Below are 25,787 nucleotides of genomic sequence, written 5' to 3'. Positions count from 1 at the left end.
CGGACGGGGGCACGTGACACGTCTGCTCGCCGTCGCACCCCACCTCGACGCCGACATCGTCTGCTTCAGCTCGTTCCCGGCGCCGATGGGACTCCCCTCGAACTGTTCCTGGGTGGTGCTCGACCGGGACGACGACGTGCCGGACGGTGCGTCTCCCCCGGACGACTGCGATCCGACCGCGGAGGGGCTGCTGCACTGGGCGCCGCTCGGTCACGCCGGTCACCGTGCTCGTCTTGCGACCATCGCCGCCGCCCTCGCGCAGCAGCAGATGGACGCGATGGTGGTGGACGTCTCCGTCGAGGTGGTGCTCCTCGCACGCCTGCTCGGCGTCCCCGCCGTCGTCATGGCACAGCCGGGCCACCGCGACGACGAACCGCACGCGCTCGCCTTCCGTGCGGCGTCGACGATCATCGCCCCATGGCCTCACGGTGTGCTGCAGCTGGAGCACCTCCATCCCGTACGGGACAAGGTGGTGTACACCGGCGGCATCAGTCGCTTCGAGGGTCGCGAGCGGACTGCCGCGGAAGCCGGGCGCAGCGGGGTGCTCCTCCTCGCCGGGGCCGGCGGCTCCTCGGTGTCGCAGGAAGCCGTGGAGGAGGCTTCCCACGCCAGCGGTCGCGTCTGGACCTCGCTCGGCACCGGTGCCGGGTCCGTCTGGACCGACGACCCGTGGGACGCGCTCTGCCGGGCGGAGGTGGTGGTGTCGTGGGCCGGTCAGAACGCGATCGCCGATCTCGCCGCGGCCGGCGTCACGGCGGTCGTGGTCCCACAGGAGCGCCCGTTCGACGAGCAGGTGTCCACCGCCCGCGCACTCGAAGCCGCCGAGCTGGCGGTCGTGCGGTCGACCTGGCCCGACGCCCCAGACTGGAAGGGCACCCTCGACCGCGCCTCGAAGCTCCAGCCCGACTGGTCTCGTTGGCAGGTTGCGGGTGCCGCCCGACGAGCAGCGGAGGCCATCGAAGCGGTCGCGGTCGGCGATCCCGCAGGGGGTGGACGATGAGGACGTCTGTCGTGACCCTGTGCTCTCGCCCCCGACTCGGACACCTCGAACGGCAGCTCGAGGCCGTCGGGACGTCCATACCGACCTCGGGCGACGTGGTGGAGCGACTCGTCGTGTGGATCGGCGACGACGCACCACCGACCCTCGACGCGGAGCTGACGGTCCACCTTCCACCGGGGTCCGACGGACTCCGTCTCGCGGCAGGCCGGAACGCCGGTGCAGCGCTCGCCATCGACCGCGGTGCCGACCTCATCGTGTTCCTCGACGCGGACTGCGTCCCCGGGCCGGCCCTGCTCGACCGATACCGTGAGGCGTCCGATCGCCACCCGGGCGCCGTCCTCTGCGGCCCGGTGACCTACCTGCAGCCAGGCGTGGACGTCACCGACCGCCGCGCATTGGCGGCGGCGACGGCACCGCATGCGGCGAGACCGAACCCGGACGACGGCGCGGAGCGCGTCGCCTCCGAGGACGAGTACCCGCTGTTCTGGTCGTTGTCCTTCGCGACGAGTGCGTCGACCTGGTCCCGGAGCGGAGGCTTCGACGAGGGGTACGAAGGGTACGGCGGAGAGGACACCGACTTCGCGTTCACCCTGAGCGCGTCGCGGACACCCCTCGTGTGGGTCGGAGGCGCGCACGCGTACCACCAGCACCACGAGACGCAGCGCCCGCCCTGGCAGCACTTCGACGACATCCTCCGGAACGGCGCGCGGTTCGCCGACCGGTGGGGAACCTGGCCGATGACCGGTTGGCTGGAGGCGTTCGCTCAGGCTGGTGCAGTCCGACGGATCGGCGACGACTGGGTCCGGGTTCAGCCGACCGGCCCGAGCAGTCCGTCGACTGCGGCCACCAGCGCCGCGGCGACAGGCTCCGGCGCGTAACGATCGACGGACGCACGTGCGGTCGCGGCCCGCGTCAGGGCGTCCGACGGCGCGTCCAGCACCCTTCGAAGCGCTCGCGCAAGGGCTCCGTGGTCTCCCGGCGGCACCATGAGACAGTCGACGCCGTCCGTACAGAAGTCGTCGTACCCGCTCCCGGTGGTCACGACCAGCGGGGTCCCGATCGCCTTCGCCTCGAGTGCGACGTTGCCGAACCCCTCCCAGCGCGAGGGGCACATGACCACCGTCGCAGCTCCGACGGCCCGATAGAGCTCCGCTCCCGCCACATGCCCGAACCACACGACCCGGTCCCGTACCGACTCGGGCAGGACGGACAGCAGCGCCGTCAGGTCCGGTTCGAACCGCCGGTCACCGCTGGAACCGGCGAGGACGAGTCGGGCATCGGGCTTCTGCCGGACGAGCAACGCGAACGCCTGAAACGCCTCCACGACACCCTTCCGCCGCTCGAGCCGGCCGAGGAAGAGCACGACCGGTTCCGCCCCGGTCGGCCACTGAGCCGGCAGCCCGGCGGTCGACGCGGCAACGCGGACGGCGTCGACGTCGATGCAGTTGCGCACGACGGCGGCCGGCGGCAGGGCGCCGAGCAGGTCCTTCGTGCGCGCGAGCATCGCGGTCGAGATCGCGACGAGCGCAGCAGACCGTCGGATCTGTCGGGTCTCGAGCGTGTCCTGGACGATCACCGCGATGCGCCCTGCGATCGGCAGGTCACCGAGGCGGAGTCCCGAGACGAGGTTGGAGAGACGAATGCTCGTGGCGAGGTTCGTCACGAGGGGCGCCGAGCGCGGCAGCGCCGATCCGAGGGCGCTCCACTCAGGCAGGAAGATCCGATCGTACGAACCGCGTCGGAACACCCGGCGGACGGTTCGGGCGCCGAGGAGCATCCTGAGGACGCGTGGTGATCGACTGCCGTGCCGTACGGCGTCGATGAGACGGACGCCGTCGATGTCCGCGCCGACGGGCAGCTCGTCGTCCGAGCACACGACGAGGTCGATCTCGACTCCCGAGCGGACGAGGGCGGGAAGGAGCGCGGCGTAGTGCCGTCCGATCCCGCCCGTGTAGCTCGTGAGCCCCGCATACTCGGTCGCGGCCACGAGCCAGCGCTGCCGTCGTGGACCACGCGGGACGTCACTCACCGGTATCGCCTCGGCACCGTCCACCAGGAACCGAACTCCGCGTTGTACCGCTCCGGGTCGAACGGACTCTCGCCACCGGCGGGGTAGCTCGTCAGCTCACCGAACACGATGCGGTCGCCGAGGTCGTAGAGGTCCACGCGGACGAAGTCGGTGTCGGCGGCCAGCCGCTCGGCCAGGTCGATCATCTCGTCGAGCCGTTCGGGCGCCGACGGTTCCGGGTCGGCCCACGCGGGTCCACCACTGAGTGGCAGGTGCCGCCAATCCGGCAGGAAGAAGTCCTGGGTCCGGCGTCCGAACCTGCCGGAGTCGAGCTGGATGTACCGGCAGCGCCCGTGGAAGACGAAGAACTTGAGGTCGTCGGGGATCCCGCCATCCGGTCCCTCCAGCAGCTCCTCGACGATGATCCTGCGCGGCACCCGTCCGTACACCCACTCGCGGTTCGGTCCCTGACCGTACAACTGGGACACCCAGCCGTTCGCGAGTTCGACGAGTCGATCGCGATCAACCGTCTCCGGTCGGACGTGCCGGTACTCCCAGCTCCCCGCCTCGGTCGGCAGACGGGCATCGGGGCGGGCGGACGACGAGACGACGATGGCCGCCCCGCTGCCGTGCGTTGGCTTGACGACGTAGGACTCCGGGAGCTCCAGGTCCCGCAGCTCATGCGGGTCGTCGAGGATCCCGTACACGCGCGGGAGCAGGTGCGGACCGATCCGCGAAGCCACGAGATCCCGCACGGCGGCCTTGTCCGCGAAGGTGACGATGAGCGGACGACGGTCACGGAGCATCTTGTATCGGACCTTCTCCCGGAAGGTCACCGGCCGGCGCGTCCGCCAGAGCCGGACGGCACGCACCAGCCGGCTCCGCTCTCGCCAGGGCACCGTGCGCGGCGCGCTCGGCGCATCGGGGAGGATGGCGCGCAGGCGGCGGCTGCGATGGAACCATCTGACGGCGGGCAGGTCCTCCGGCCAGTGCACACGCAGGGTGCTCCAGCCCCGACGCATCCGGAGCGCGAGCGAACCGGTGTCGGTGAACGGGCGCATCGAGATCCCCATTCCGAGCGAGCGGTCGAAGCGCACGCGTCGGTGGAGACCCAGATGGGCCGAGACGTCCAGATCGTCGTGCAGCTCAGCATCCTCCCGGTGCACCGCCTCCGCGATCTCCTCCCACGTCGCGCGCAGGATCGCGCAGTTGGACCCGAAGATCGGGACCTGGGCGAGGGCTGCTCCGACGAAGAACCGGTACGCCCCGAGGTAGAGCGCGGCGAGCGGCGCACGGAGCAGGCGGGGACCGTCGATGAAGACGGCGGGGCCGGTGAGTGCCGCCAGCTCGGGGTCCGTCGTGAACGCCTCGGTGATCCTCGTCACCCAGTCCGGCGGCGGCACGCAGTCCGCGTCGAGTCTCGCCACGACCGTCGCGGTCGCGTGGTCGAAGCCTGCTGCGTTCGCCGCGGGGATGCCGGGCATCGGCTCATCGATGAGGACCGCGTCGTACCGCTCGGCGATGGCCGCCACCTCGGCGCGATCGCGGCTGCCGTTGTCGACCACGATGATCGATGCGGGTCTGGTGTGCTGCGCGCGTAGCGAGCGGAGACAGCGTCGGAGGAGTGCGGCGTCGTCCTTCACCGGAACGACCACGTCCACGGTCACGAGCGGGTGGGCCGCGGTCTCGAGCGTCTCGACCGTCATGCGTCTCGCCCATCCGCCAGCAGCTGTGCCTCAGCGAACACCCGCGGGTGGGCGAGGATCCGGAAGTGTCCGCCGGTGTCGAGTTCCACGTTCTTGGCGCCGTCGAGTCGGCTGCCGCCCGGGATGTGCGGATCGAAGCGCCCGTAGACGGAGACGATCCGCGGATTGACGGTCGCCTCTCGGGAGAGCGCGAGGATCGTCGGGTCGTCGGGGGTGAAGATGCGCAGGCTCGGGAGGAGCATGAGCCTCGCGTACCGCGATCCGGCGAACGGCGCCGCGACGGCGAGCATCCCCGAGATCCGGGCTCCGCCGCCGCCGAGCGACATGACGTACTTGCCGACGAGCCCGCCCTTGCTGTGCGCGAGGAGGACGACGTCGCCGAGCCCGTTCGCCTCGAGGTAGTCGGCGACGAGTCGTGCCGCCACCGGAACCGAGCGGTCGTTGCGTCCGAGCGGGTCGATCACGTGCACCGGGTGCCCGTCGTCGTGGAGTCGGCGGATGAGCGGCTCGAGGAACCGCCAGGTCTCGTAGACGCCCGGAAGGACGACGATCGGTGACCGGTCGCCGGACAGGAAGTCGTGCGGGTCGGTCCGGCTGACGAAGGCCCGGACCTGCCAGACGAGTGCGTAGGCGTAGTCGCGCGCCCACCAGCCGAGCGTCCCCAGCGCCGAACGGATCACCGGCGATCACCGTTCGCGCGGCTCAACCGTCTCCCCGCAGGACCTCGGGGCATCGCTCTGTTCCCATGTCCTCACCGTAACCGGACCACCCGGCGTGACCCTGGACCTTGACAGCGGCCGGACCGGGCCGGGCGGATCGGGACCGTCGATGCCCGGCGTGGCTCACCACGGGTCCGGTGCGCTGATAATCTGGCAGCTGCGGTGGCCTCGGGGTGTTCGTGTGCCCGGACGATCGAGGAGTGCAGTGGGAGAGATCGACGGAGAGTTCGGCCGCGTCCGGGACGCGCTGGAGCGTCCTGCGATCCGGCTGCTGAGCCGGCCGACGGCACCCGCTGTCGTGGCGATCTTCCGCACCACGTTCGGCCGCGACGTCCAGTTCGTCGCAGCGGACCGCTTCCATCTGCAGGTCGAGGAGTACCTCGGCGAACTCGTGGCTCGCGGTGCGCGGATCCCGGCGGGCGGCGACGAACGCGGTGGCGGACGGACCCTTTGCCGGGAGTGGGTGCACGACCAGTGGCTCGTCCGGACGAGCACCGACGACGGCGAGGAGCAGTACTCGCTCACCTCGCACGCGCTCGAAGCGGTCTCGCTCGTCGACGGCCTCGCACACGACCGCGCCCTCATCAGTGAGTCGCGCCTGACCATGATCCTCGACTCCGTGCGCCGATGGGCGCTGCAGGCCGACCCGGACCGTGACGAGCATCTGCGTCGCATCGACGCGCAGCTCGCCGAGCTCCAGGCGGAACGCGAACGGGTGGCGGCCGGCGGCACCGTCGTCGCGGCGAGCGACGACCGGATGCAGGACGGCTACGCGAACATCGCCGACCTCATCCGTCAGCTCCCGAGTGACTTCCGCCGGGTCGAGGAGTCGGTCATCGCGATGCACCGGCGGATCGTCGAGGACTTCCGGAACGACACCCGTCCGATCGGCGAGATCCTCGACGACTACCTCCGGCGCACCGACGAGCTGATGACGGCGACGGCCGAGGGTCGGGCCTTCGAGGGCGCTTTCGAGCTCCTCCGCAACGACGATCTGCTGCAGGACCTCAAGCGCGACCTCTCCACGATCCTCGACCACCCCTTCTCGTCCAGGCTCGGGCCCGCGGAGCTCCGTGGCTTCCGGGGTGCCGTCGGGATCATCCGACAGGGGATCGACGACGTCCTCGCGCAGCGTCGGCGGCTCACCGCGACGCTCCGCGACCACATCGTGCATCACGACGTCGTGCAGGACCGCGAACTCGACACGACCCTGCGTGCACTGAACCAGCGCCTCGGCATCTGGATGCGGACCGCCGGACCACGCGCGACCGTCGACCTGCCGCTCCTCCCCGAGACCATCGACATCGAGCACCTGCGCGAGCGGTTCTACGATCCGGACGTCGAGGTCGCTCCGCCGCCGATCGCGACGTCCGTCGAACGGACCGACGGCGCGGCGATGTCGCTCGACACCCTCCGGTCGCAGGGCGGTCCGCTGCTCGACGAGCTCCGGGTCGGACTCCTCGATGCGGTGACCTCCGGTGCCGAGGATGCCCATGCGGCGTTCTCCGGGCTCGATCCGGAACTCCGACGTCCGGTGGAGCTGTTCGGCCTCGTCCACCTCATGACCCAGCTGGGCACGTATGACGAGCAGGCACCACGCCGTCGCTACGAGACGGTCCGTCCGGACGGGACGACCACCGCGTTCGAACTCCCGGCCTTCCCGCTCGGTGAGGCCGGTGTCGCGGCGCTGATGCGGGCCACGACGACCACGACCACTGCTCCGGCCGACCAGGCCCGGCGCGGAACGGAATGACATGACCTCCGAGACGGATCCCACCGTGACGGCGACGACCGACCCGATGTCGGACGACCTGACGACGGACGGACTCGACGCCTTCGCACCCGCCGAGGCGCCGGTCGCCGGCCCGGATGACGACTCCTTCGCCCTCTTCGAAGGGGACGAGGGACGTCTCGATGCCGCTCAACGTCGTGCGCTGGTCGCTCTGCTGAAGCATCGCTACGTCAGCCCCGCGCTCCAGCCTGCCGAGTGGCGGACGGTCCTCGAGTCCGAGTCGCTGCTCCGGTCCCGTCTCAACGAGCTGTTCCTGGAGCTCGAGGTGGACCGCTCGGCTGAGGTCGCCTTCAAGCGTCAGGCGGGCTCGGAGAGCGGGCGGCGTCCCTTCCCGACCCTGCTGCACGACACCAGCTACAGCCGCGAGGAGACGATCCTGCTCGTCTACCTGCGGACGCGCCTCCGGACCGAACTGGCCAACGGCGCACGAGCCGCGATCGTCGAACACGACGAGCTGCTCGGCTTCGTCGCGAGCTTCCGCCCCGAGCACGCCACCGACCGCGCCCGTGACGACGGACGCGTCGAACGCGCGATCGACAAGCTGCTGACCGCGCGGGTCCTGCTGCGGACCAAGGACGCCCGCCGCCACCGGATCGCGTCGGTGGTGGAGACGCTCCTCCCCCTCGAACGCCTCCAGGAGCTGCTGGAGTGGCTCGAAACGCAGACCACAGCGGTCGATCCGGCCTCCGAGCAGCCGCGACCCGATGCCGACGCGGACTCGGACTCGGACTCGGACGACGAGCCCGACGGCACCGCAGCCGAGTCGCAGGACGCCCCCGACGATCAGACCCAGCCACCAGCAGAGGACGACCGATGAGCCGCTCCACGGACACCGACACCCTGCTGGACCTCGTCGAGCAGTGGCGCATCGAACGGATGCAGGTCATCAACTGGGGTGGGTTCGACGGGTACCGATCGGTCGACTTCGCCTCCCGCGCGACGCTCATCTCCGGCGCCTCCGGAACCGGGAAGAGCTCGCTCATGGACGCGTACCTCGCGGTCATGATGCCGTCGGACGTGCCGTTCAACGGAGCCTCCAACGACGCGGCGGTCGGACGGGCGCGGAATCCAGACCAGCGCAACCTGCTCACGTATCTCCGCGGCAAGGTCGACTCGGCACGGGACCCGCAGACCGGGGCGATGCGCGACATCAACCTGCGCGGCACGGATCAGCTCACCTGGGGTGCCGTGGCGGTGACGTTCCTCAACGACGACGACCGTCGCTTCACCGTCGTGCGCGCCTACCTCGTCCCCCGACGTGCGCTGCGCACCGGTGACCTGTCGATGACGATGGCGACCGTCGATGGGCCGTTCGAGCTCACGGACCTCGAGGCGTTCGTGCCGAAGCGGTTCGACGCCGGTGAGCTCCAGGGTCGCATCCCCGGATTCGTCGTCCGCGACACCTACGCGGAGCTGTCCTACACCCTGCACACCCGTCTCGGCATCGGTGCCGGAGGCGACGGTGGTCGGGCGATGCGTCTGCTGGCCCGGATCCAGGCGGGACAGCACCTGCCGACGGTCGACGGCCTGTACAAGTCGATGGTGCTGGAGCGTCCGAGCACGTACGACGCGGCCGACCGGGCGCTGTCGCACTTCGAGGCGCTCGACGAGGCGTACCTCGCGATGGAGACCGAGAGCCGCAAGGCTCGGGTGCTCGAGCGGCTCGGTGAACTGCGTCGTGACTACGAGGACGGGCACCGGGCGGCTGCCGACCTCGAGCGCCTCGGCTTCACCGAGGACGGCACGACACCGTTCACCGTCTGGCGCAGTCGCGCACACGAGGCACTGCTCGATGCAGCGGTCTCCAGGAACCGGCGGGAGAAGCTCGAGGCCGGAGCCACGTTGGAGGCTGCGCGGGCACGAGCCGCTGCGGCGGGTGTCCGTGTCCGTGAACTCGAGCGTCAGGTGTCGGAGCAGGGCGGGAGCGCGCTGCGGCGTGCCGAGGAACGCCGTGAGGCCGCGGAGGCGCAGCGCGCCGAGGTGGCGCGAGCCAGGTCGCTGTTCGACGAGCGCACCGAGGTCCTCGACGATCCGATCGAGGATGAAGCCTCGTTCCGGCGTGCGCTCGGCCGCAGCGAGGACTTCCTCGCCGACGACGACGCCGCGCTCGACGCCATCGAGACCGATCGCGCTCAGCTGCACCGCGAAGCGTTCCCACTCGAGGAGCGCAACACCGAACTCCGCCGTGAGCTGCAATCGCTTCGCGGCCGTGACGGCGCGGTCCCCGATCGACTCCACCGGGCGAGGCTCGCCCTCGCCGAGGCCGCTGGACTCGACCCGGAACAGCTGCCGTTCGTGGCCGAGCTCATCGACGTCGCTCCCGCCCATGCCGCCTGGCGTCCCGCGATCGAGGTCACCCTGCACGGTCTCGCGAGGACGGTCCTCGTCGACGAGGAACACCTCGATGCGTTCGGCCGCGCGATCGACGCGGTCCGGATCCCGGTCCGCCTGCAGTTCGAGGGTGTCCCGCTGCACGAGCCGTCCTCCCCAGACGCGGGTGACCCCGCGTTCATCTCCGGCCGTGTCACGTACCGCACCTCGCCGTTCAGCAGGTGGATCGAGCAGCGCGTGACCTCGGACCGGATCGACGCGCGGTGCGTCGAGTCTCCGTCGGAGCTCTCGGGTGGCGGTCGCCGCGTGACCGTGAACGGCCAGCTGCGTGACGGCCGCCGCGGCTCCCACGGCGACACGGGCGGTGCACCGATCCTCGGCTTCACCAATGAGGCGCGGATCGCCTCGATCGAGGCGGAGACGGCCGAGATCCGTGGGCGCCTCGAAGTCATCGCCGGTCGACAGGCCGGCATCCAGCAGCGGTTGTCGCGTCGTGAGGCCGAGCGGGCCGCCCACCGGTATCGTCTCGACACCGAGTGGGCCAGGATCGACGTCGCCGGTGCTGCTGCGCATCGCGACGCAGCCGCGGCCGAGCTGGAGCGTCTGCTCGACGCCAGTGACGTCCTGCAGGAGCTCCAGGGCTCGGTGGCGGCCGCCCAACGTGAACTCGACGCCGCCAACGCCGAGCGGTTCCCGGCCGAGGACCGTGTCAGACGCCTCGACGAGGAGCACGGGGTCCTCGTCGATCAGCAGGACGCGGCGACGACCGTCATCGACCGTTTCGAGCGCTCCGAGGTGGAGGAGGTCTCCCCCGCCGACATCGATCGGATCGAAGCCGCCCTCGCGGCGGTGGGCGGTGTGCCGTCACTCGGCGGGTTCGGCGATGCGATGAAGCGGCTCCGCGCCCGGCTCGGCGACGAATTGTCCTCGGCCGTCCGCCAGGCGGAGCAGGCCGCGCTCGCACAGGTGCACGTGTTCGAGCAGTACCAGTCGATCTGGCACGACCCCAACCTCGGCACGACGCTCGAGTCCTACCGCGACTACCGGGCGATCCTCGACGGCATCCTCGGCACCGGTCTCCCCGAGCGCCGCCAGGAGTGGCGCCGTCGGTTGTCCCAGTGGAGCGGTGAGGACCTGGTCCCCCTCAGCAGCGCGTTCGACAGCGCCGTCGAGGAGATCGAGGACCGCCTGGTCCCGGTCAACGACATCCTGCGCGACCTGCCGTTCGGACCGGCGCACGATCGTCTGAAGATCGTCCTCCGCCGGGTGCATCGCGAGGAGGCCTCCGCCTTCCGGCGCGAGCTGCGCGCCCTGTCGAGCGAGGTCGCCGCGAACCTCGGCGACGACGAGTTGGAGGCCCGGTTCCAGCGGCTCCGCCGGTTCATGGAGTCGATGCGCGACACGGGTGCCGGGTCCCAGTCGACCCGCGACCAGGTGCTCGACGTGCGCCGTCACGTCGAGATCACCGCCGTGCGCTACGACACGTCGGGGCAGGACGTCAGCGTCTACTCCTCGCTCGGCGACAAGAGCGGTGGCGAGACCCAGGAGCTCGTCGCGTTCATCGTCGGCGCTGCCCTGCGCTACCAGCTCGGTGACGAGGACCGCCCGCGTCCGAGGTTCGCGCCGGTGCTGCTCGACGAGGGCTTCATCAAGGCGGACTCGGAGTTCGCCGGCCGCGCGGTGGTCGCCTGGCTGCGGCTCGGCTTCCAGCTCGTGATCGGGGCCCCGCTCGACAAGGTGACGGCACTCGAGCCCTATATGGACCGGCTCCTGTCGATCCGGAAGGATCCGGAGACCCGACACGCCTGGGTCGCCGAGATCGACCGGTCGGCTCCGGTCGAGCCGCTCGAACGCGTCGGATAGACAGGAGACCCGCCGACCCGCCACCATGCGCGGTGATCGATCCCTCCGGTCGCGGCGCTGAGCTAGGTTGCTGGGATGAGCGAGTACAGCGGTGATGGAGCCTCCGGTCAGCCTGTGCGCGCGACGGGGCAGGCTGAGGCACGACCGTCGCGCCCGTCGGGTGTGCGCCCGACCGCGGTGCTCCTCGACTTCCACAACACCTTGGCGGTGGTCCGGTCGGTGGACGACTGGATCGACGAAGCGAGCGACCTGCTCGCGGGTGGGCCTGCACCGGGGGCGATCCCACGTGAGCGGATCCGAAACGTGTGGGTTGAAGCCAGACGGCTGTTCCCGGCTCTCGACTGGGACCTCGACCCCACCGCGCATCGGCACGCCTTCGTCTCGACCCTGAACCATGACGACGCGATACCGATCGACGTCGCCGAAGCGCTGTACGCGGTGATGCCGAACCAATGGATGTTGAACGCAGGCGCATCCGACTTCATCGCCCGAGCATCAGCAGTGGGGACACGTCTCGGGATCGTCTCGAACATCGCACTGGACATCCGCCCGGCGCTCGAACGCTGGGGTATCGCCACTGCATTCGACGCGGTGATCCTGTCCTACGAGGTTGGTTGTGTGAAACCCGATCCGCGGATCTTCCGACTGGCCGCAGACGCCCTCGGCGTCGATCCGACGGACTGCCTCATGATCGGCGACTCAGCGCACGACGATGTCGGCGGTGCCGCCTTGGGGATGCCGTGCCTGATCGTGCCCCCGGACGGGACGTGGCGAGCGTTCGCCCTGGCGAGCCCGTCATGAACGATCATCGGCCGGTCCCCTCTCTTCGTTAGCCTGGGCGGGTGAGCGTGGTGCCGGCAGTCGGGTTCGATCTGGACGGGACGTTGTTCGATCATCGCGGTTCCGCGCGAGTCGCAGCGCGGAGCTTCCTCCGGTCGCTGGGCATCGCTCCGACGTCGGTGGCGCTCGAATCATGGTTCGCAGCCGAGGACGAACACTTCGAACGCTGGCGATCCGGCCTGGTCAGCTTCGCCGAGCAGCGTCGAGAGCGTCTGCGCACCGTGCTGCCGTTGTTCGACGTCACTCCGCCGATCGAAGAAACCGAGCTGGACGCGCTGTTCGACGAGTATCTTCATGCCTATCGTGAGGCATGGCGGATCTTCCCTGACAGTCTGGAGACGCTTCACGGATTGCGATCCCGTGGCTACCGAGTGGGCCTCCTGACGAATGGGACACAGGCTCAGCAACTCGACAAGTTACAACAGACCGGTATCGCCGAAGCCTTCGACGTGATCTGCACATCCGAGCGCATCGGCGTGCAGAAACCTAATCCGAGGGCCTTCCACATCCTCGCCGCAGAGCTGGGCGTTGAAACATCAGCGTGCCTGTTCGTGGGCGACAATCCCGCGCAGGATGTCGAGGGCGCCCGCGCCGCAGGGATGCGCGGGTTGCTCGTTGACCGGTATGAGAGACACGCAGCCGGCATCCAAGACCTCATCGATCACGAACTCGCCGCCCTCGCTCGGGCGCTCCGGTAGCGCAGTAAGCCGCTCCAGCAGGGTGGTCGCTGCTCGGCGAAGACGCCGCACAGGGATCCTGCACGAGCTCGGATCTCGTCTCTGTGTCGGCCACCGTGAGAGCCATACCGATGCTCCGAAGTGCCGAGACTGGTGGCCCCAGTGTGAAGGCCGCAGCCCGATCGGGCTCACGAGGCATTGCTATGGTGAGGGAACTTCAGACCGGGGGTCGGGTTGAAGCACAGGGGGGGCCATGCGTATTCGCACGACACTATTCATCTTCGGAATTACGGCGCTCACATTCACCGGCTGCTCGGGCACTGCGTCGCCGGCACCTGGTCAGCCAACTACCGTGGAGGATAGGCCGAGCAGCGCTGCGGCGAGCGTCTGTGGCGCATCCGCGGCTGAGGCAGAGAACACGCTGACGACTGCTCCGACGAATCGGTGGGAGTTGGTCGGTGCGATCGCGGCTACTGCGGAAAACAGCGACAGCGGTCCATTCGTCGTGAAGGAGAACGGCGAACGCTACTGCTTCGTGCGTACTGCGTACGGAGCGCTCGGAGCTGCGGTCGGCTACACCGCCTTGGTATCAACATCGGACCGTGAACTCCTGTCGCGGCTCATCCCCTTGGTGATTGCTCCAGGTGTCGGCAGAGACGCCGCGCTGACGTCACCGGGCGATCTCGCAAATCCGGCGCTTGGTGCACCACAGGTTGTCGCATTCGCCATCGATGAATACGACGCAGACTTCGCCCTCGTCGATATCGTGTGGCGGGATGCCGCGCAGGGAGATGCCTTGGTCAGCGCGCCGACCTCGCTGCAGTGGATCGAGGGCGACTGGAAGATCGTTCTGAACGATCGCGCTCAACCACCGTCGCCGTCCATCGTCATCGACGACCTCGAAGGCTACATTCCGTGGTCGGCCAACTGACGCCACCGTGACTCGAGAACACCTCGCTCGGATACCGTTCAGAGCCGGATGTCCACGATCGGCGTCACGCGGGGACTCATCGGCCACCGTATGCTTCGGTGCCGCCTGGGTGGAGCTCGCCTACTTCGATACCGTCAGCGTCTCGTCGGACCGGAAGCCTGTGACTGAGCCGACTCTCGAGAAGTGCGACCTCTGTCTTGACGCAGAGCGGTCACCGATGTCTTGCGTCACGACAGCCAGTCTCACCTTGACATCCCCCGAAATCGAACATATGTTCGAATCATGTCCGACCGGCCCGCTGCCCCGCCGATCCGCATCGGTGAGGCCGAGTGGATCGTGATGCGGGAGGTGCCCGACCGGCCGGCCGGTCTGGTGAAGTACTTCGCGCCAAGCGGCGCACCGGCCTACTTCCGCTGCGTCACCTGGGCACCGCGGTCGGAGGACCGTCGGTTGATCGGTCGGTTCGCGACGCTCGCCGAGGCGGAGCGTGCCGTGCCGGGTGGACGACGGTCCGCCGCACCGGCCACTCCCCGGTCCGCGGACGCCTGGGAGCGCGGGCAGGCGCCGTGGGACGCAGCGCCGCGACGGAGCGACCGGTACGCCTGAGCGACCGGTCGCAGGTCGGTCAGCGCCACCCGTACCGCGAACGGAGCCCAGCGGCGACGCGGTCGAAGCGATCACGCGGGACCTGAGCCGCCTCCCGCCGCATCCCGTCGGGGTGCACGCGGAAGACGCGGTCGAGGTTCGCCCAACTCGGACGGCCGGCACTGTCCCATCCTCCAGTGCCGAGCGGCACGAACTCACCGTCCTGCGAATGATCCTTGCTCGTCAGCTGCACCGCCAGCACCCAGCCTCCGGTCGAGCGCGCCACGATGAGCACCGGACGGTCCTTGCCACGTCCGTCGCGCTCCTCGTATGGCACCCAGGTCCAGACGATCTCGCCGGGATCGGGATCGCCGTCGACGGCCGGGGCGTAGTCGATGGACACGGCGCCGACCGCCCGCGGATCGACCTCGACCGTCGCCGTCCGGCCTGAGCGTCCGGGTGAAACGGCGGTGGTGGTCGGTGGCGTCGCGAGGCCGGCAGTGCGCACCGCACTGGAGGCGGCGCGGGTGGAGGGCCCCAGGAGTGCGTTCGCGACGCGGCGGATGATCGAGGTGAAGGTTGACACGCCGTCACCCTATCGTCCGCGGCTCCCACCACAGGGGACGCCGAACGGGCGCCGTCCTGGTGGACGACGCCCGTTCGGCGAAGCAGAGGCGGTCGAGGTCAGTCGACGAGGGCGTACCCCTCTTCGCCGTGCACGGAGGTGTCGACGCCGGCGATCTCGTCCTCGTTCTTGACGCGGAAGCCGATCGTCTTCTCGATCGCGAAGCCGATGACGAAGGCCACGATGAAGGAGTAGACGAGGACGGCGAAGGCGGCGATGGCCTGGACCGCAAGCTGCTCGATGCCGCCGCCGACGAAGAGGCCGGTCTCGGTCGCGAAGAAGCCGAGGTACAGGGTGCCGATGAGGCCACCGACGAGGTGGATGCCCACGACGTCGAGGGAGTCGTCGAAGCCGAGCTTGAACTTCAGCTCGACGGCGATGGCGCAGACGGCGCCCGCCACGATGCCGAGGAGCAGCGCCCAACCCGGAGTCAGGTTCGCACACGCCGGGGTGATGGCGACGAGACCCGCGACGGCACCGGAGGCGGCGCCCACCGAGGTCGCCTTGCCGTCCTTGAACTTCTCGACGACGATCCAGCCGATGATGGCGGCCGCGGTGGCCCCGACGGTGTTGACGACGATGAGTCCGACGTTCGCGAGCTCGTTCAGCCACTCGGCGCCGGCGTTGAAGCCGAACCAGCCGAACCACAGGATGGCGGCACCGAGGAGGGTGAGCGGCACGTTGTGCGGCTTCGTGATGCCCTTCTGGAAGCCGATGCGCTTACCCAGCACCAGCGCGAGGGCGAGTGCTGCGGCTCCGGCGTTGATGTGCACCGCGGTTCCACCCGCGTAGTCGATGACGCCGATGCCGGCATCCTCACCGAACAGCGTGGTGCCGAGGTTCATGATCCAGCCGCCGCCCCAGACCCACGCGGCGATCGGGAAGTACGCGATGGTCGCGAAGAGGCCGGCGAAGATCATCCAGGAGCCGAACTTCGCACGGTCGGCGATGGCGCCGGAGATCAGCGCGATCGTGATGATCGCGAAGGTGGCACCGTAGGTCGCTCCCACCAGGTCGGTGTTCGCGGTCTCGCCGCTCGCGAGTGCGGTCATCCCGAAGTCGGAGAACGGGTTGCCCGCGAACTCCAGCGGGCTGCCGACGGCCGACATGTTGAAGCCGTAGAGGATCCACAGCACGCTGATCAGGCCCAGTGCGCCGAAGCTCATCATCATCATGCTGACGACGCTCTTCGCCTTCACGAGGCCGCCGTAGAAGAATGCGACGCCGGGGGTCATGAACAGCACCAGAGCGGTTGCCGTGACTCCCCAAGCGATACTGCCTGTATCCATTGGATCTTCCTCACACATCGTGGTCTTGCAACGGGTGCCCGAGATGGTGAGGACTGGCTGAGCTCGGTCTCGCCGTCCGACTCGGTACAGCGACCAGTCTGGGGAACGGAGGTTTCCGCACGACTGTCAGCGTGTTTCCGACGTGTTACGCGAGTGCCGCCCAGGTAAACAGCGTGTTTCGTGACCCGGTGGGACCGGTCAGTCCATCGAGGTGAGGGCGATCATGCGCGACATCGCGCGCAGGTACTTCTTGCGGTATCCACCGTTGAGCATGTCTCCGCCGAACACCTCGTCGAGGGCCGCGCCGGTCGTGACCACGGGGATCTGTGCGTCGTACACCCGGTCGATGAACGCGACGAGCCGGAGCGCCTGGCCCTGGTCGGTCAACTCGTGGACGTCGCGGAGCGCGATCAGGTCGACGCCGTCGAGGAGTCCGATGAACCGCGAAGGGTGGACGGCGGCGAGGTGGGTGATGAGACCGTCGAAGGTGTCGACCGTGACATCTCGGTCGGCGGCCGCCGCCTCCGCGGTACGGGCGTCGAAACGCTCCTCGGAGCTCACCACGGCGTGTCCCTCGATGCTGCGGCGGCGGTAGTCGGTGCCGTCGATGCGGAGGGTCTCGAAGTTGGCGCTCATGGCCTGGATCTCGCGGAGGAAGTCGGCTGCGGCGAAACGGCCCTCCCCCAGGGCGTTCGGCGGCGTGTTGGAGGTCGCGGCGATCCTCGTCCCGGTCGCGACGAGTTCCCCGAGCAGTCGGGTCATGACCATCGTGTCCCCCGGGTCGTCGAGCTCGAACTCGTCGATGCAGATGAGCGTCGCGCCCGTCAGCTGCGCGACCGCCGCCGCGTAGCCGAGCGCACCGACGAGGGCCGTGTACTCGATGAAGGTGCCGAAGTACTTCTTCCGACCGGGCGCATCGTGCCAGAGCGCCGCCAGGAGGTGGGTCTTGCCGACGCCGAATCCACCGTCCAGGTAGATGCCCGGCTTGGCCGTCGGCGCCTTGGACTTCCGCCGTCCGAAGAAGCCGCCACCGCCACCGGCCTGGGGCGCGAAGAAGCCGCGGAGCTTCTCGACCGCGGCCGCCTGGCCCGGGAAGTCGGGATCCGGACGGTACGAGTCGAAGCTCGCCTGCTCGAACTGCCGGGGTGGCGTCAGGCTCGCGACGATCTCGGCACCACTGACCGTGGGGACACGGTCGGTGAGGCTGCGGAATCCGGTCGGGACGGAAGGCGTGGTCACGGCAAACCTCTGGCTCTGCATGGGTGCTGGGGTTACGGCGTCTGACGCATCGGTGCGGTTCGGTGGTGCGGACGGCGTACTGTCGAAGGGACAGGCTTCCAGCCTAGATGCACGACACCCGAGCCCCACCGCAGCCAGCTGCACGACCGGAGGTACCCATGACCGTCGACGCCGATTCGACCTCGACCAAGTTCACCGCCTACGCCCACCCCGAGCGCCTCGTCACGGCGGAGTGGCTCGAAGCGCACCTGGGTGAACCCGGTCTCGTCGTCGTCGAGTCCGATGAGGACGTCCTCCTCTACGAGACCGGCCACATCCCCGGCTCGGTGAAAGTCGACTGGCACACCGACCTCAACGACCCGGTCGAGCGCGACTACATCGACGGAGCCGCCTTCGCCGCACTGCTCGGATCCAAGGGGATCTCGCGAGAGGACACCGTCGTCATCTACGGCGACAAGAACAACTGGTGGGCCGCCTACGCCCTGTGGGTCTTCAGCCTCTTCGGACACGAGGACGTCCGGCTGCTCGACGGTGGACGCGACAAGTGGATCGCGGACGGCCGGGTGATCACCCGCGATGCCACAGAGCGCGAAGCCGTCGAGTACCCCGTGGTGGAGCGCGACGACTCGGCCCTCCGCGCCTACAAGGACGACGTGCTCGCCCACCTCGGCAAGCCGCTCATCGACGTCCGCTCCCCCGAGGAGTACAGCGGTGAACGCACCACGGCGCCCGCCTACCCCGAAGAGGGTGCGCTCCGCGCCGGTCACATCCCGAGTGCGCAGAGCGTCCCGTGGGGCAAGGCGGTCGCCGACGACGGCACCTTCCGGCCGGCCGAGGAGCTGGACGCGATCTACCGCGACGGCGCAGGCCTCGCCGAGGGCGACGAGGTGATCGCCTACTGCCGCATCGGCGAGCGGTCGAGCCACACGTGGTTCGTCCTGCAGCACCTGCTCGGGTTCGACAACGTCCGCAACTACGACGGGTCCTGGACGGAATGGGGTAGCGCCGTGCGCGTGCCGATCGTCCAGGGTGCCGAGCCGGGCGACGCACCGACGCGCTGAACTCGTCCACCCACCGCCCTTCCGCACGGCTGCACTGTGCGGGAGGGCGGTCCGCTGTTCCTGGCTGCGATACTGGAGTGACCATGACCGATTCCCTCCTCGCCCCGAACCTCGCCGAGATCCGAGATGAGTTCCTAGCCGTCGAGGAACGCTCACGGCTGCAGCTGCTCCTCGAATTCAGCGACGAGCTGCCGGACCTCCCGGAGCGCTACCGCGACCACCCCGATCTGATGGAGCGGGTGCTCGAGTGCCAGGCGCCCGTGTTCTTCTTCGTCGAGGTCGACGAGGACGGCATCGTGCACCTGTTCGCGACGGCCCCCGAGGAAGCGCCGACCACTCGTGGGTTCGCGAGCATCCTCGTCCAGGGGCTCGCCGGACTCACCGTCGACGAGGTGCTCGCCGTCCCCGACGACTTCCCGCAGATGATCGGACTCTCCCGAGCGGTGTCGCCACTGCGACTGCGTGGGATGTCGGCGCTGCTCGGCCGGACGAAGCGCCGCCTCCGCGAACTCGCCTGAGTCGTCGGCCCGTCGGTCAGTGCCCGGGCGGTAGCGGCACGAGCTCGTCGAGCCAGTCCGAGACCGCGGCGGTCCAACGCTCCGGGTCGTAGTTCCAGAGCTTCGTGTGACGGGCGACGGTGAACGGCACGAACGTCACGATGTCCGGTCGTGCGAGGGCGAGCGCCCGCGACGGCCCTGCCGGGACGTAGCCGTCGTCGTCACTGTGCATCAGCAGGATCGGCAAGGCGAGGTCGGCGGCGTTGGCGACGTAGTCGAGCCGACCGAGATCGATGCTCGTCGCCTGCCCGGTCAGAAGGCGTCCCCACCGGCGGCTGATGGCGAGCAGGGCGACCCGACCGACCACGCTCGGGATCCGGTTCTCGCGGGCCTGGTGCTGCAGGACGTCCACCCAGTCGATGACCGGCGAATCGAGCGCGACGGCGCGGAGGAGTTCGGGGTGCGTCGTCCGCCGTGAGGCCTGGAGCACGATCGCTCCGCCCATGGACCAGCCCATGAGTACGACGTCGGCGGCGCCCTGTTCACGCACCCAGCCGATCGCGGCGTCCACGTCGCGCCACTCCTCGTCGCCGAGCGCGTAGCGGAAGTCCAGCGCGGGCGGAGCGTCGCCGTCGTTGCGGTAGGAGACGAGCAGGCACGAGTATCCGGCGTTGCGGAAGCTCGGCACCGCTCGGAGCGCCTCGGATCGCGTGGTCCCCCGGCCGTGCACCAGGACGGCCCAGCGGGTGGACGGTCCGTCTTCCGGGTGGATCGCCCACGCCGGCGCCGGCCCGAGTGGGGTCGGTACGAGCACGTCCTCGTGGGCGAGGCCCAGCTCCTCCGGGCGGCGGAAGAACCAGCCGCTGAACTCGGCCTCCTGGCCGACGCGGAGTGCGTCGACGTCGCCGCCGAGGAGGGTCCGGACCACGGTGTGCTGCCGTACCTCGAGGATGTCGCCCAGCTGCACGTACGCGGCACGTCTCGTCACCCAGCTGCCGTAGCGGCCGGGGACGATCGTGTCCGGGGACGCGACGAGTTCGACCGTCCCGTCGGCACGGTCCAACCCGACGATGCGAGCCTCACTCGGGCGGTCCCGAGCCGGGACCACCACCTTGCGGGCGATGGTCGCGACGACGGCGAGCCCGAGGGCGCCCACGGCGGCAGCGGCTCCACCGGCGATGACGATCGCATCCGTCGCCGAACCCCGCCGTCGGATGCCGGTGCTCGCCGCTCCTCGACCGCCTGCCTGCGACCCGGGTCCGCGTCTCCGCCCGGCGTGCCTCTGCCCATTCATCGGGATGTAACTCTAGTCTTCACTCGTGGTAGAGAGTCCGACGACGGCAAAGGTTCCCGAAGAGTTCGCCCGAGCGGTGGACGCTGTTCGCGCTGCAGCCGTCCGGCCCGATCTGAGAGTCACGGAGATCCCCGCGCCGAGCAATCTCGCGCCGTTCGCCATCGCCCTCGCGGCCGACGTCTCACCGAGTCGCCACGATGCCGACTCCGACCTCGGTACGGGGCGGTTCGTCCTCCTCTACGACCCGGACGGCTCTGACGCCTGGGGTGGACGCTTCCGCGTCGTCTGCTTCGCCCAGGCCCCCCTGGAGACCGAGATCGGACTCGACCCGTTCCTTGCCGAGGTCGCCTGGTCCTGGCTCGTGGACGCCCTCGACACCCGCGGCGCCTCCTACCAGGCGGCGTCCGGCACCGCGACGAAGATCATCTCGAGTGGTTTCGGGGAGCTCGCCCGGCAGGGCGACGGCGCACAGATCGAGCTTCGAGCGTCGTGGACACCGCTGGAGAGCGACGTCGCGGCGCACGTGGAAGGATGGGGAGAGCTGCTGTGCATGCTCGCCGGCTTGCCTCCGACCACCGAAGGGGTCTCCCTGTTGTCCGTCAAACGAGCTCACCGTGAGTGACGCGGCGCCCGAATCAGCACCGCTCCTCCCCCCGCCCGCGCCCACCGCACCACGGGTCGTCACCGACACCCGCGAGGCCTACCTCGCCTCACTCGAGGTGCTCGCCGCGGGTCACGGACCGTTCGCGCTCGACGCCGAACGCGCGTCGGGTTACCGGTACTCCCAGCGCGCCTACCTCATCCAGGTCTACCGTCGCGGTGCCGGGGTCTTCCTCTACGACCCGCCCGCCATCGGCTCCATGGCCGAACTCGGCGCCCTGATCCAGGGTGAACGATCGATCCTGCACGCGGCCAGCCAGGACCTCGCCTGTCTGCGCGAAGTGGGCATCGACCCGAGCGAGCTCTTCGACACCGAGCTGGGGGCCCGTCTGCTCGGGCTGCCGCGTGTCGGGCTCGGCGCAGTGGTCGAGGAACTGTTGGGCATCCATCTGGCGAAAGAGCACTCCGCCGCCGACTGGTCGACCCGCCCGCTCCCCGCCTCCTGGCTCGAATACGCGGCGCTCGACGTCGAGTTGCTCGTCGACGCCGCGGAGGAACTGGCCGCCCGCATCGAGGACGCCGGGAAGAGCGACATCGCGCGCCAGGAGTTCCAGGCGACGCTCGCCCGGGAGGCGAAGGCACCCCGCGCCGAGCCCTGGCGCCGCCTCTCCGGACTCCACGCCGTGCGCGGACAACGCAACCTCGCCGTCGCTCGCGAACTCTGGGTCGCGCGTGACGAACTCGCGCAGCGCCGCGACACCGCCCCCGGGCGGCTCATCCCCGACGCCTCGATCACCGCGGCCGCGAAGGCCAACCCCGGCTCGAAGCGCGACCTCGCAGCGCTCTCGGACTTCCGTGGGCGCGCGAGCCGCACCGAACTCGACCTCTGGTGGAACGCGATCCACACCGGCCAGACCACCGAGGACCTCCCCGGTGCCCGACCGGCGAGCGACACGCTGCCACCCCCGCGCAGCTGGTCCGACAAGAACCCGGACGCGCACGCCAGGTACACCGCGGCACGGACGAAGATCCTCGCGACGGCGGAGTTCCTGACGATGCCGGTCGAGAACCTGCTCACGCCGGAGACGCTGCGCCGACTGGCCTGGACGCCGCCCGAACCGCTCACCGTCGAGACGGTCGCCGCGGCACTCGCCGAGCACGAGGCACGCCCCTGGCAGATCGACGCGACCGCCCGGGCGATCACCGACGCCTTTGTCGAGTCGGCCCAATCCCCGGTGGAGCCTGACCCGGACGCTTCGTAGGAAGCGCTGCACCCGGGTGTCCACCCGTGTCTGCCGCCTAGGATCGGGGCGTACCCCGAGAATGAGGAGGCAACGTGGCCGAACAAGCCGACGTCGTATTCGTTGATGGAGTCCGGACACCGTTCGGACGAGCCGGCGAAAAGGGCATGTACTGGAACACCCGGGCTGACGACCTGATCGTCAAGGCGATCATCGGACTGCTCGAACGTCATCCTGGTCTGCCGCTCGACCGCATCGACGAGGTCGCCATCGCGGCGACGACCCAGCAGGGCGACCAGGGGCTCACGCTCGGCCGCACCGCCGCGCTGCTCGCCGGCCTCCCGAAGTCCGTCCCCGGATTCGCGATCGACCGCATGTGCGCCGGAGCGATGACCTCGGTCACGACGCTTGGCAGCGGCATCGCATTCGGTGCCTACGACCTCGTGCTCGCCGGTGGCGTCGAGCACATGGGACGTCACCCCATGGGGCTGGACGCCGACCCGAACCCGCGGTTCCTCGCCGAGCGCCTCGTCAGTGAGGACGCGCTGAACATGGGCAAGACGGCCGAGCGCATCCACGACCGGTTCCCGCAGCTCACGAAGGAACGCTCCGACCGCTTCGGCATGCGCAGCCAGCAGAAGGTCGCGGCCGCCTACGAGGCCGGACGGATCCAGCCCGACCTCGTCCCGGTCGCGCTCCGGAGCGACAGCGGATGGGGACTCGCCACCGGCGACGAAGGGCTCCGGCCCGAGACCACGATGGAGGGGCTCGCCGGACTGAAGACGCCGTTCCGGCCCCACGGCCGTGTCACCGCAGGCAATGCCTCGCCGCTGACCGACGGCGCCACGGTGAGTCTGCTCGCCAGTGCCTCGACGGCGAAGGAGCTCGGTCTCACGCCGAAGATGCGCCTCGTCAGCTTCGCGTTCGCGGGCGTCGAGCCCGAGATCATGGGCATCGGTCCCGTCCCCTCCACGGAGAAGGCTCTGCGGAAGGCCGGTCTGTCGATCGAGGACATCGGTCTGTTCGAACTGAACGAGGCCTTCGCCGTCCAGGTGCTCTCCTTCCTCGACCACTTCGGCATCGACGACGAGGACCCGCGGGTGAACCCGTGGGGTGGCGCGATCGCCGTCGGGCACCCGCTCGCAGCCTCCGGCGTCCGACTCATGATCCAACTCGCGGCGCAGTTCGCCGAGCACCCCGAGGTGCGCTACGGCCTCACGGCGATGTGCGTCGGCCTCGGCCAGGGCGGCACCGTGATCTGGGAGAACCCGTACTTCACCGGCAAGAAGGGACGCAAGTAGATGACCGACTACACGACCATCGACTTCTCGGAACTCGTCGCGATCAGCGGCGACGACGAGGTCGTGACGCGCTCCTTCGTCAAGGACGTCACCATGGCGAGCGGACGCACGATCGCGCTCATCACCCTCGACAACGGACGCGACCACACGAGGCCGAACACGCTCGGCCCGGTCACGCTGCTCGAGCTCGACGGCGTCCTCGAGGCGCAACGGACCCGTGCCGCATCCGGCGAGATCGACGGCGTCGCCATCACGGGCAAGCCGTTCATCCTGGCGGCCGGCGCCGATCTGAGCAAGGTCGGCGACATCCCGTCCCGTGAGGTCGCGACCAAGCTCGCGCAGCTCGGCCACCATGTCTTCGGCAAGCTCGAGGACCTCGGCGTACCGACCTTCGTCTTCATCAACGGACTCGCGCTCGGTGGCGGACTCGAAATCGGCCTCAACGCGAACTACCGGACCGTCGACGCCTCGGCGCCAGCGATCGCGCTCCCCGAGGTGTTCCTCGGACTCATCCCGGGCTGGGGCGGCGCCTACCTGCTCCCGAACCTGATCGGCATCGAGAACGCACTCAACGTCGTCATCTCCAACCCGCTCAAGAACAACCGGATGCTCAAGGCGCAGGACGCGCTCGCCTACGGAATCGCCGACGTCATGTTCCCATCCGCCAACTTCATCGAGGACTCGTTGCGCTGGGCCGACGGGGTGCTCGGTGGCACCGTGACCGTGCAGCGCAAGAACGTGCCGGGCAAGGTGGAGCGGACGATCAAGTGGCCGCTCGCGATCAGCACCGCTCGCAAGATGCTCGAGAGCAAGATCGGCACGGTCGCGAAGTCGCCCTACGCAGCCCTCGACCTGCTCGAGGCCGCCCGCAGCGGCACGAAGGCACAGGGGTTCGAGCGGGAGGACCGGGCGCTGTCCGAGCTCATCGTCGGCGACCAGTTCCAGGCGAGCATGTACGCGTTCGATCTCGTGCAGAAGCGCGCCAAGCGCCCTGCAGGAGCGCCCGACAAGCAGCTCGCCCGTCGGGTCACCAAGGTCGGCATCATCGGGGCCGGGCTCATGGCGAGCCAGTTCGCGCTGCTCTTCCTCCGGCGACTCCAGGTGCCGGTGGTCATCACCGACCTCGACCAGGGCCACGTCGACGCCGGCGTCGCCCGGATCCACGGCGAGATCGACACGCTCCTCGGGAAGGGCCGCATCTCCCCCGACGAGTCGAACCGCCTGAAGGCGCTCCTGTCCGGCACCACGGACAAGGCCGACTTCGCGGACTGCGACTGGGTCATCGAGGCTGTCTTCGAAGAGGTCGGCGTCAAGCAGAGCGTGTTCGCCGAGGTGGAGCAGTACGTCTCGGAGCAGACGGTCCTCGCGACGAACACCTCCTCGCTCTCCGTCGAGGAGATCGGGGCGAAGCTCGCGCACCCCGAGCGGCTCGTCGGCTTCCACTTCTTCAACCCGGTCGCCGTCATGCCGTTGCTCGAGGTCGTCCGTACACCCCAGACGGACGACGAGACGCTCGCGACAGCCTTCGCCACCGCGGCGAAGCTGAAGAAGAGCGCCATCCTCACCGCAGACGCTCCCGGCTTCATCGTCAACCGGCTCCTGGCGAAGGTCATGGGTGAGGCGGCGCACGCCCTGGACGCCGGCACCCCGCTGCTGACGGTCGAACGTGCCTTCGCGCCCATCGGCCTGCCGATGACGCCCTTCCAGCTCATCGACCTCGTCGGTTGGAAGGTCGCCGCGCACGTGCAGGACACGATGGTCGGAAAGTTCCCCGACCGGTTCTTCGCGTCGGAGAACCTCCACCGGCTCGCAGGCCTGGACTCGGTCGTCGAGAAGGACAAGGGCGGCAAGGTGACCGGCTTCACGAAGCAGGCTCAGAAGGTACTCGTCACGGGCGACAGCCCGCTCACCGAGGACGAGATCCTGCGACGGGTCGAGGACGGCCTCGCGTCGGAGATCAAGCTCATGTTGGACGAGGGCGTCGTCTCAGCCGCCCAGGACATCGACCTCGGGCTCATCCTCGGTGCGGGTTGGCCGTTCCAGGACGGCGGAGCGACGCCGTACCTGGACCGCGTCGGTGCGAGCGAGCGTGCCTTCGGCGACACCTTCCACCACCCGCCCATCCGGGGCGTCCAGGCGTAGTCCGCGCGGTGTCGCGAGAGCGGGGTGTCCTCCACCATCGGTGGAC

Annotated in this window: 22 protein-coding genes; 15 read left to right on the top strand and 7 right to left on the bottom strand. The window is 69.4% G+C overall.

The features are described 5' to 3' along the window. Positions 1-13: 13 nt before the first annotated feature. Complete coding sequence (locus GV015_RS12930; RefSeq protein WP_236555451.1) at positions 14-1,000, top strand: glycosyltransferase; 987 nt, start codon at positions 14-16, stop codon at positions 998-1,000. Further along, positions 997-1,878, top strand: coding sequence for a glycosyltransferase family 2 protein (locus GV015_RS12925; RefSeq protein WP_236555450.1), 882 nt, complete (start codon positions 997-999; stop codon positions 1,876-1,878). The genes GV015_RS12930 and GV015_RS12925 overlap by 4 nt, the downstream gene beginning before the upstream one ends. Here GV015_RS12925 and GV015_RS12920 read toward each other — a convergent pair. The 3 genes from GV015_RS12920 to GV015_RS12910 are packed head-to-tail and all read right to left on the bottom strand — an operon-like array spanning position 1,809 to position 5,394. After that, complete coding sequence (locus GV015_RS12920; protein ID WP_159878761.1) at positions 1,809-3,029, bottom strand: glycosyltransferase family 4 protein; 1,221 nt, start codon at positions 3,027-3,029, stop codon at positions 1,809-1,811. The two genes, GV015_RS12925 and GV015_RS12920, sit on opposite strands and share 70 nt — an antisense overlap. Continuing rightward, positions 3,026-4,714 carry an ATP-grasp fold amidoligase family protein gene (locus GV015_RS19190; RefSeq protein ID WP_236555449.1) on the bottom strand — a complete coding sequence of 563 codons (1,689 nt, stop codon included), beginning with the start codon at positions 4,712-4,714 and terminating at the stop codon, positions 3,026-3,028. Before GV015_RS19190 ends, GV015_RS12920 begins: the two co-directional genes overlap by 4 nt. Further along, positions 4,711-5,394 carry a triacylglycerol lipase gene (locus GV015_RS12910; RefSeq protein ID WP_159878759.1) on the bottom strand — a complete coding sequence of 228 codons (684 nt, stop codon included), beginning with the start codon at positions 5,392-5,394 and terminating at the stop codon, positions 4,711-4,713. The genes GV015_RS19190 and GV015_RS12910 overlap by 4 nt, the downstream gene beginning before the upstream one ends. A 244-nt stretch (positions 5,395-5,638) precedes the next feature. Here GV015_RS12910 and GV015_RS12905 point away from each other — a divergent pair, with 244 nt between their 5' ends. From GV015_RS12905 to GV015_RS12875, 7 genes are all read left to right on the top strand, one after another. After that, on the top strand, positions 5,639-7,186 hold the full coding sequence (locus tag GV015_RS12905; protein WP_159878757.1) for a DUF3375 domain-containing protein: 1,548 nt from the start codon (positions 5,639-5,641) through the stop codon (positions 7,184-7,186). A gap of 1 nt (position 7,187) precedes the next feature. Further along, on the top strand, positions 7,188-8,042 hold the full coding sequence (locus tag GV015_RS12900) for a DUF4194 domain-containing protein (protein WP_159878755.1): 855 nt from the start codon (positions 7,188-7,190) through the stop codon (positions 8,040-8,042). Further along, on the top strand, positions 8,039-11,419 hold the full coding sequence (locus GV015_RS12895) for an ATP-binding protein (RefSeq protein ID WP_159878753.1): 3,381 nt from the start codon (positions 8,039-8,041) through the stop codon (positions 11,417-11,419). Before GV015_RS12900 ends, GV015_RS12895 begins: the two co-directional genes overlap by 4 nt. A gap of 75 nt (positions 11,420-11,494) precedes the next feature. Next, the gene (locus GV015_RS12890) at positions 11,495-12,220 is read left to right on the top strand and encodes an HAD family hydrolase (RefSeq protein WP_159878751.1); all 726 of its coding nucleotides are present in this window, start codon (positions 11,495-11,497) and stop codon (positions 12,218-12,220) included. 41 nt (positions 12,221-12,261) lie between these two features. After that, positions 12,262-12,957 carry an HAD family hydrolase gene (locus tag GV015_RS12885; protein ID WP_159878749.1) on the top strand — a complete coding sequence of 232 codons (696 nt, stop codon included), beginning with the start codon at positions 12,262-12,264 and terminating at the stop codon, positions 12,955-12,957. Between the two features lie 232 nt (positions 12,958-13,189). Next, the gene (locus tag GV015_RS12880) at positions 13,190-13,867 is read left to right on the top strand and encodes a hypothetical protein (protein WP_159878747.1); all 678 of its coding nucleotides are present in this window, start codon (positions 13,190-13,192) and stop codon (positions 13,865-13,867) included. Between the two features lie 282 nt (positions 13,868-14,149). After that, on the top strand, positions 14,150-14,473 hold the full coding sequence (locus tag GV015_RS12875) for a hypothetical protein (RefSeq protein ID WP_159878745.1): 324 nt from the start codon (positions 14,150-14,152) through the stop codon (positions 14,471-14,473). A 19-nt stretch (positions 14,474-14,492) separates the two neighbouring features. On the opposite strand, the gene GV015_RS12870 is transcribed toward GV015_RS12875, so the two are convergent. From GV015_RS12870 to zapE, 3 genes are all read right to left on the bottom strand, one after another. Continuing rightward, positions 14,493-15,038 (bottom strand): type II toxin-antitoxin system PemK/MazF family toxin, encoded by a 546-nt coding sequence (locus tag GV015_RS12870; protein ID WP_236555447.1) that lies wholly within the window; start codon positions 15,036-15,038, stop codon positions 14,493-14,495. A gap of 98 nt (positions 15,039-15,136) precedes the next feature. Beyond that, the gene (locus GV015_RS12865; protein ID WP_064293796.1) at positions 15,137-16,366 is read right to left on the bottom strand and encodes an ammonium transporter; all 1,230 of its coding nucleotides are present in this window, start codon (positions 16,364-16,366) and stop codon (positions 15,137-15,139) included. Between the two features lie 198 nt (positions 16,367-16,564). Further along, a complete protein-coding gene (gene zapE, locus GV015_RS12860; RefSeq protein WP_159878743.1) occupies positions 16,565-17,626 on the bottom strand; it encodes a cell division protein ZapE in 1,062 nt (353 codons plus the stop codon). Positions 17,627-17,763: 137 nt separating this feature from the next. On the opposite strand from zapE, the gene GV015_RS12855 reads away from it, so the two are divergent. Both GV015_RS12855 and GV015_RS12850 read left to right on the top strand, forming a co-directional pair. Then, on the top strand, positions 17,764-18,666 hold the full coding sequence (locus tag GV015_RS12855; protein WP_159878741.1) for a sulfurtransferase: 903 nt from the start codon (positions 17,764-17,766) through the stop codon (positions 18,664-18,666). Between the two features lie 83 nt (positions 18,667-18,749). After that, positions 18,750-19,184: a SufE family protein gene (locus GV015_RS12850; protein WP_071260092.1), complete on the top strand. Its 435-nt coding sequence runs from the start codon at positions 18,750-18,752 to the stop codon at positions 19,182-19,184. A 16-nt stretch (positions 19,185-19,200) separates the two neighbouring features. On the opposite strand, the gene GV015_RS12845 is transcribed toward GV015_RS12850, so the two are convergent. Then, positions 19,201-20,457: a S9 family peptidase gene (locus GV015_RS12845; protein WP_159878739.1), complete on the bottom strand. Its 1,257-nt coding sequence runs from the start codon at positions 20,455-20,457 to the stop codon at positions 19,201-19,203. Positions 20,458-20,482: 25 nt separating this feature from the next. Between GV015_RS12845 and GV015_RS12840 the strand changes: the two genes are divergently transcribed. The 4 genes from GV015_RS12840 to GV015_RS12825 all read left to right on the top strand — a co-directional run bounded on the left by GV015_RS12840 (position 20,483) and on the right by GV015_RS12825 (position 25,741). Next, positions 20,483-21,079, top strand: coding sequence for a DUF3000 domain-containing protein (locus tag GV015_RS12840; RefSeq protein WP_079002473.1), 597 nt, complete (start codon positions 20,483-20,485; stop codon positions 21,077-21,079). Beyond that, a complete protein-coding gene (locus GV015_RS12835; RefSeq protein ID WP_159878737.1) occupies positions 21,072-22,319 on the top strand; it encodes an HRDC domain-containing protein in 1,248 nt (415 codons plus the stop codon). Before GV015_RS12840 ends, GV015_RS12835 begins: the two co-directional genes overlap by 8 nt. A gap of 74 nt (positions 22,320-22,393) precedes the next feature. Next, entirely contained in the window at positions 22,394-23,599 is a 1,206-nt protein-coding gene (locus tag GV015_RS12830) for a thiolase family protein (RefSeq protein ID WP_064293790.1), read from the top strand. Continuing rightward, positions 23,600-25,741: a 3-hydroxyacyl-CoA dehydrogenase NAD-binding domain-containing protein gene (locus tag GV015_RS12825; RefSeq protein WP_159878735.1), complete on the top strand. Its 2,142-nt coding sequence runs from the start codon at positions 23,600-23,602 to the stop codon at positions 25,739-25,741. Positions 25,742-25,787: the final 46 nt, after the last annotated feature.

Source organism: Plantibacter sp. T3 (assembly GCF_902506515.1).
Lineage (GTDB): Bacteria > Actinomycetota > Actinomycetes > Actinomycetales > Microbacteriaceae > Plantibacter > Plantibacter auratus.
The sequence above is the reverse complement of the archived record's forward strand: the minus strand, read 5'-3'. Positions and strand labels throughout refer to the sequence as shown.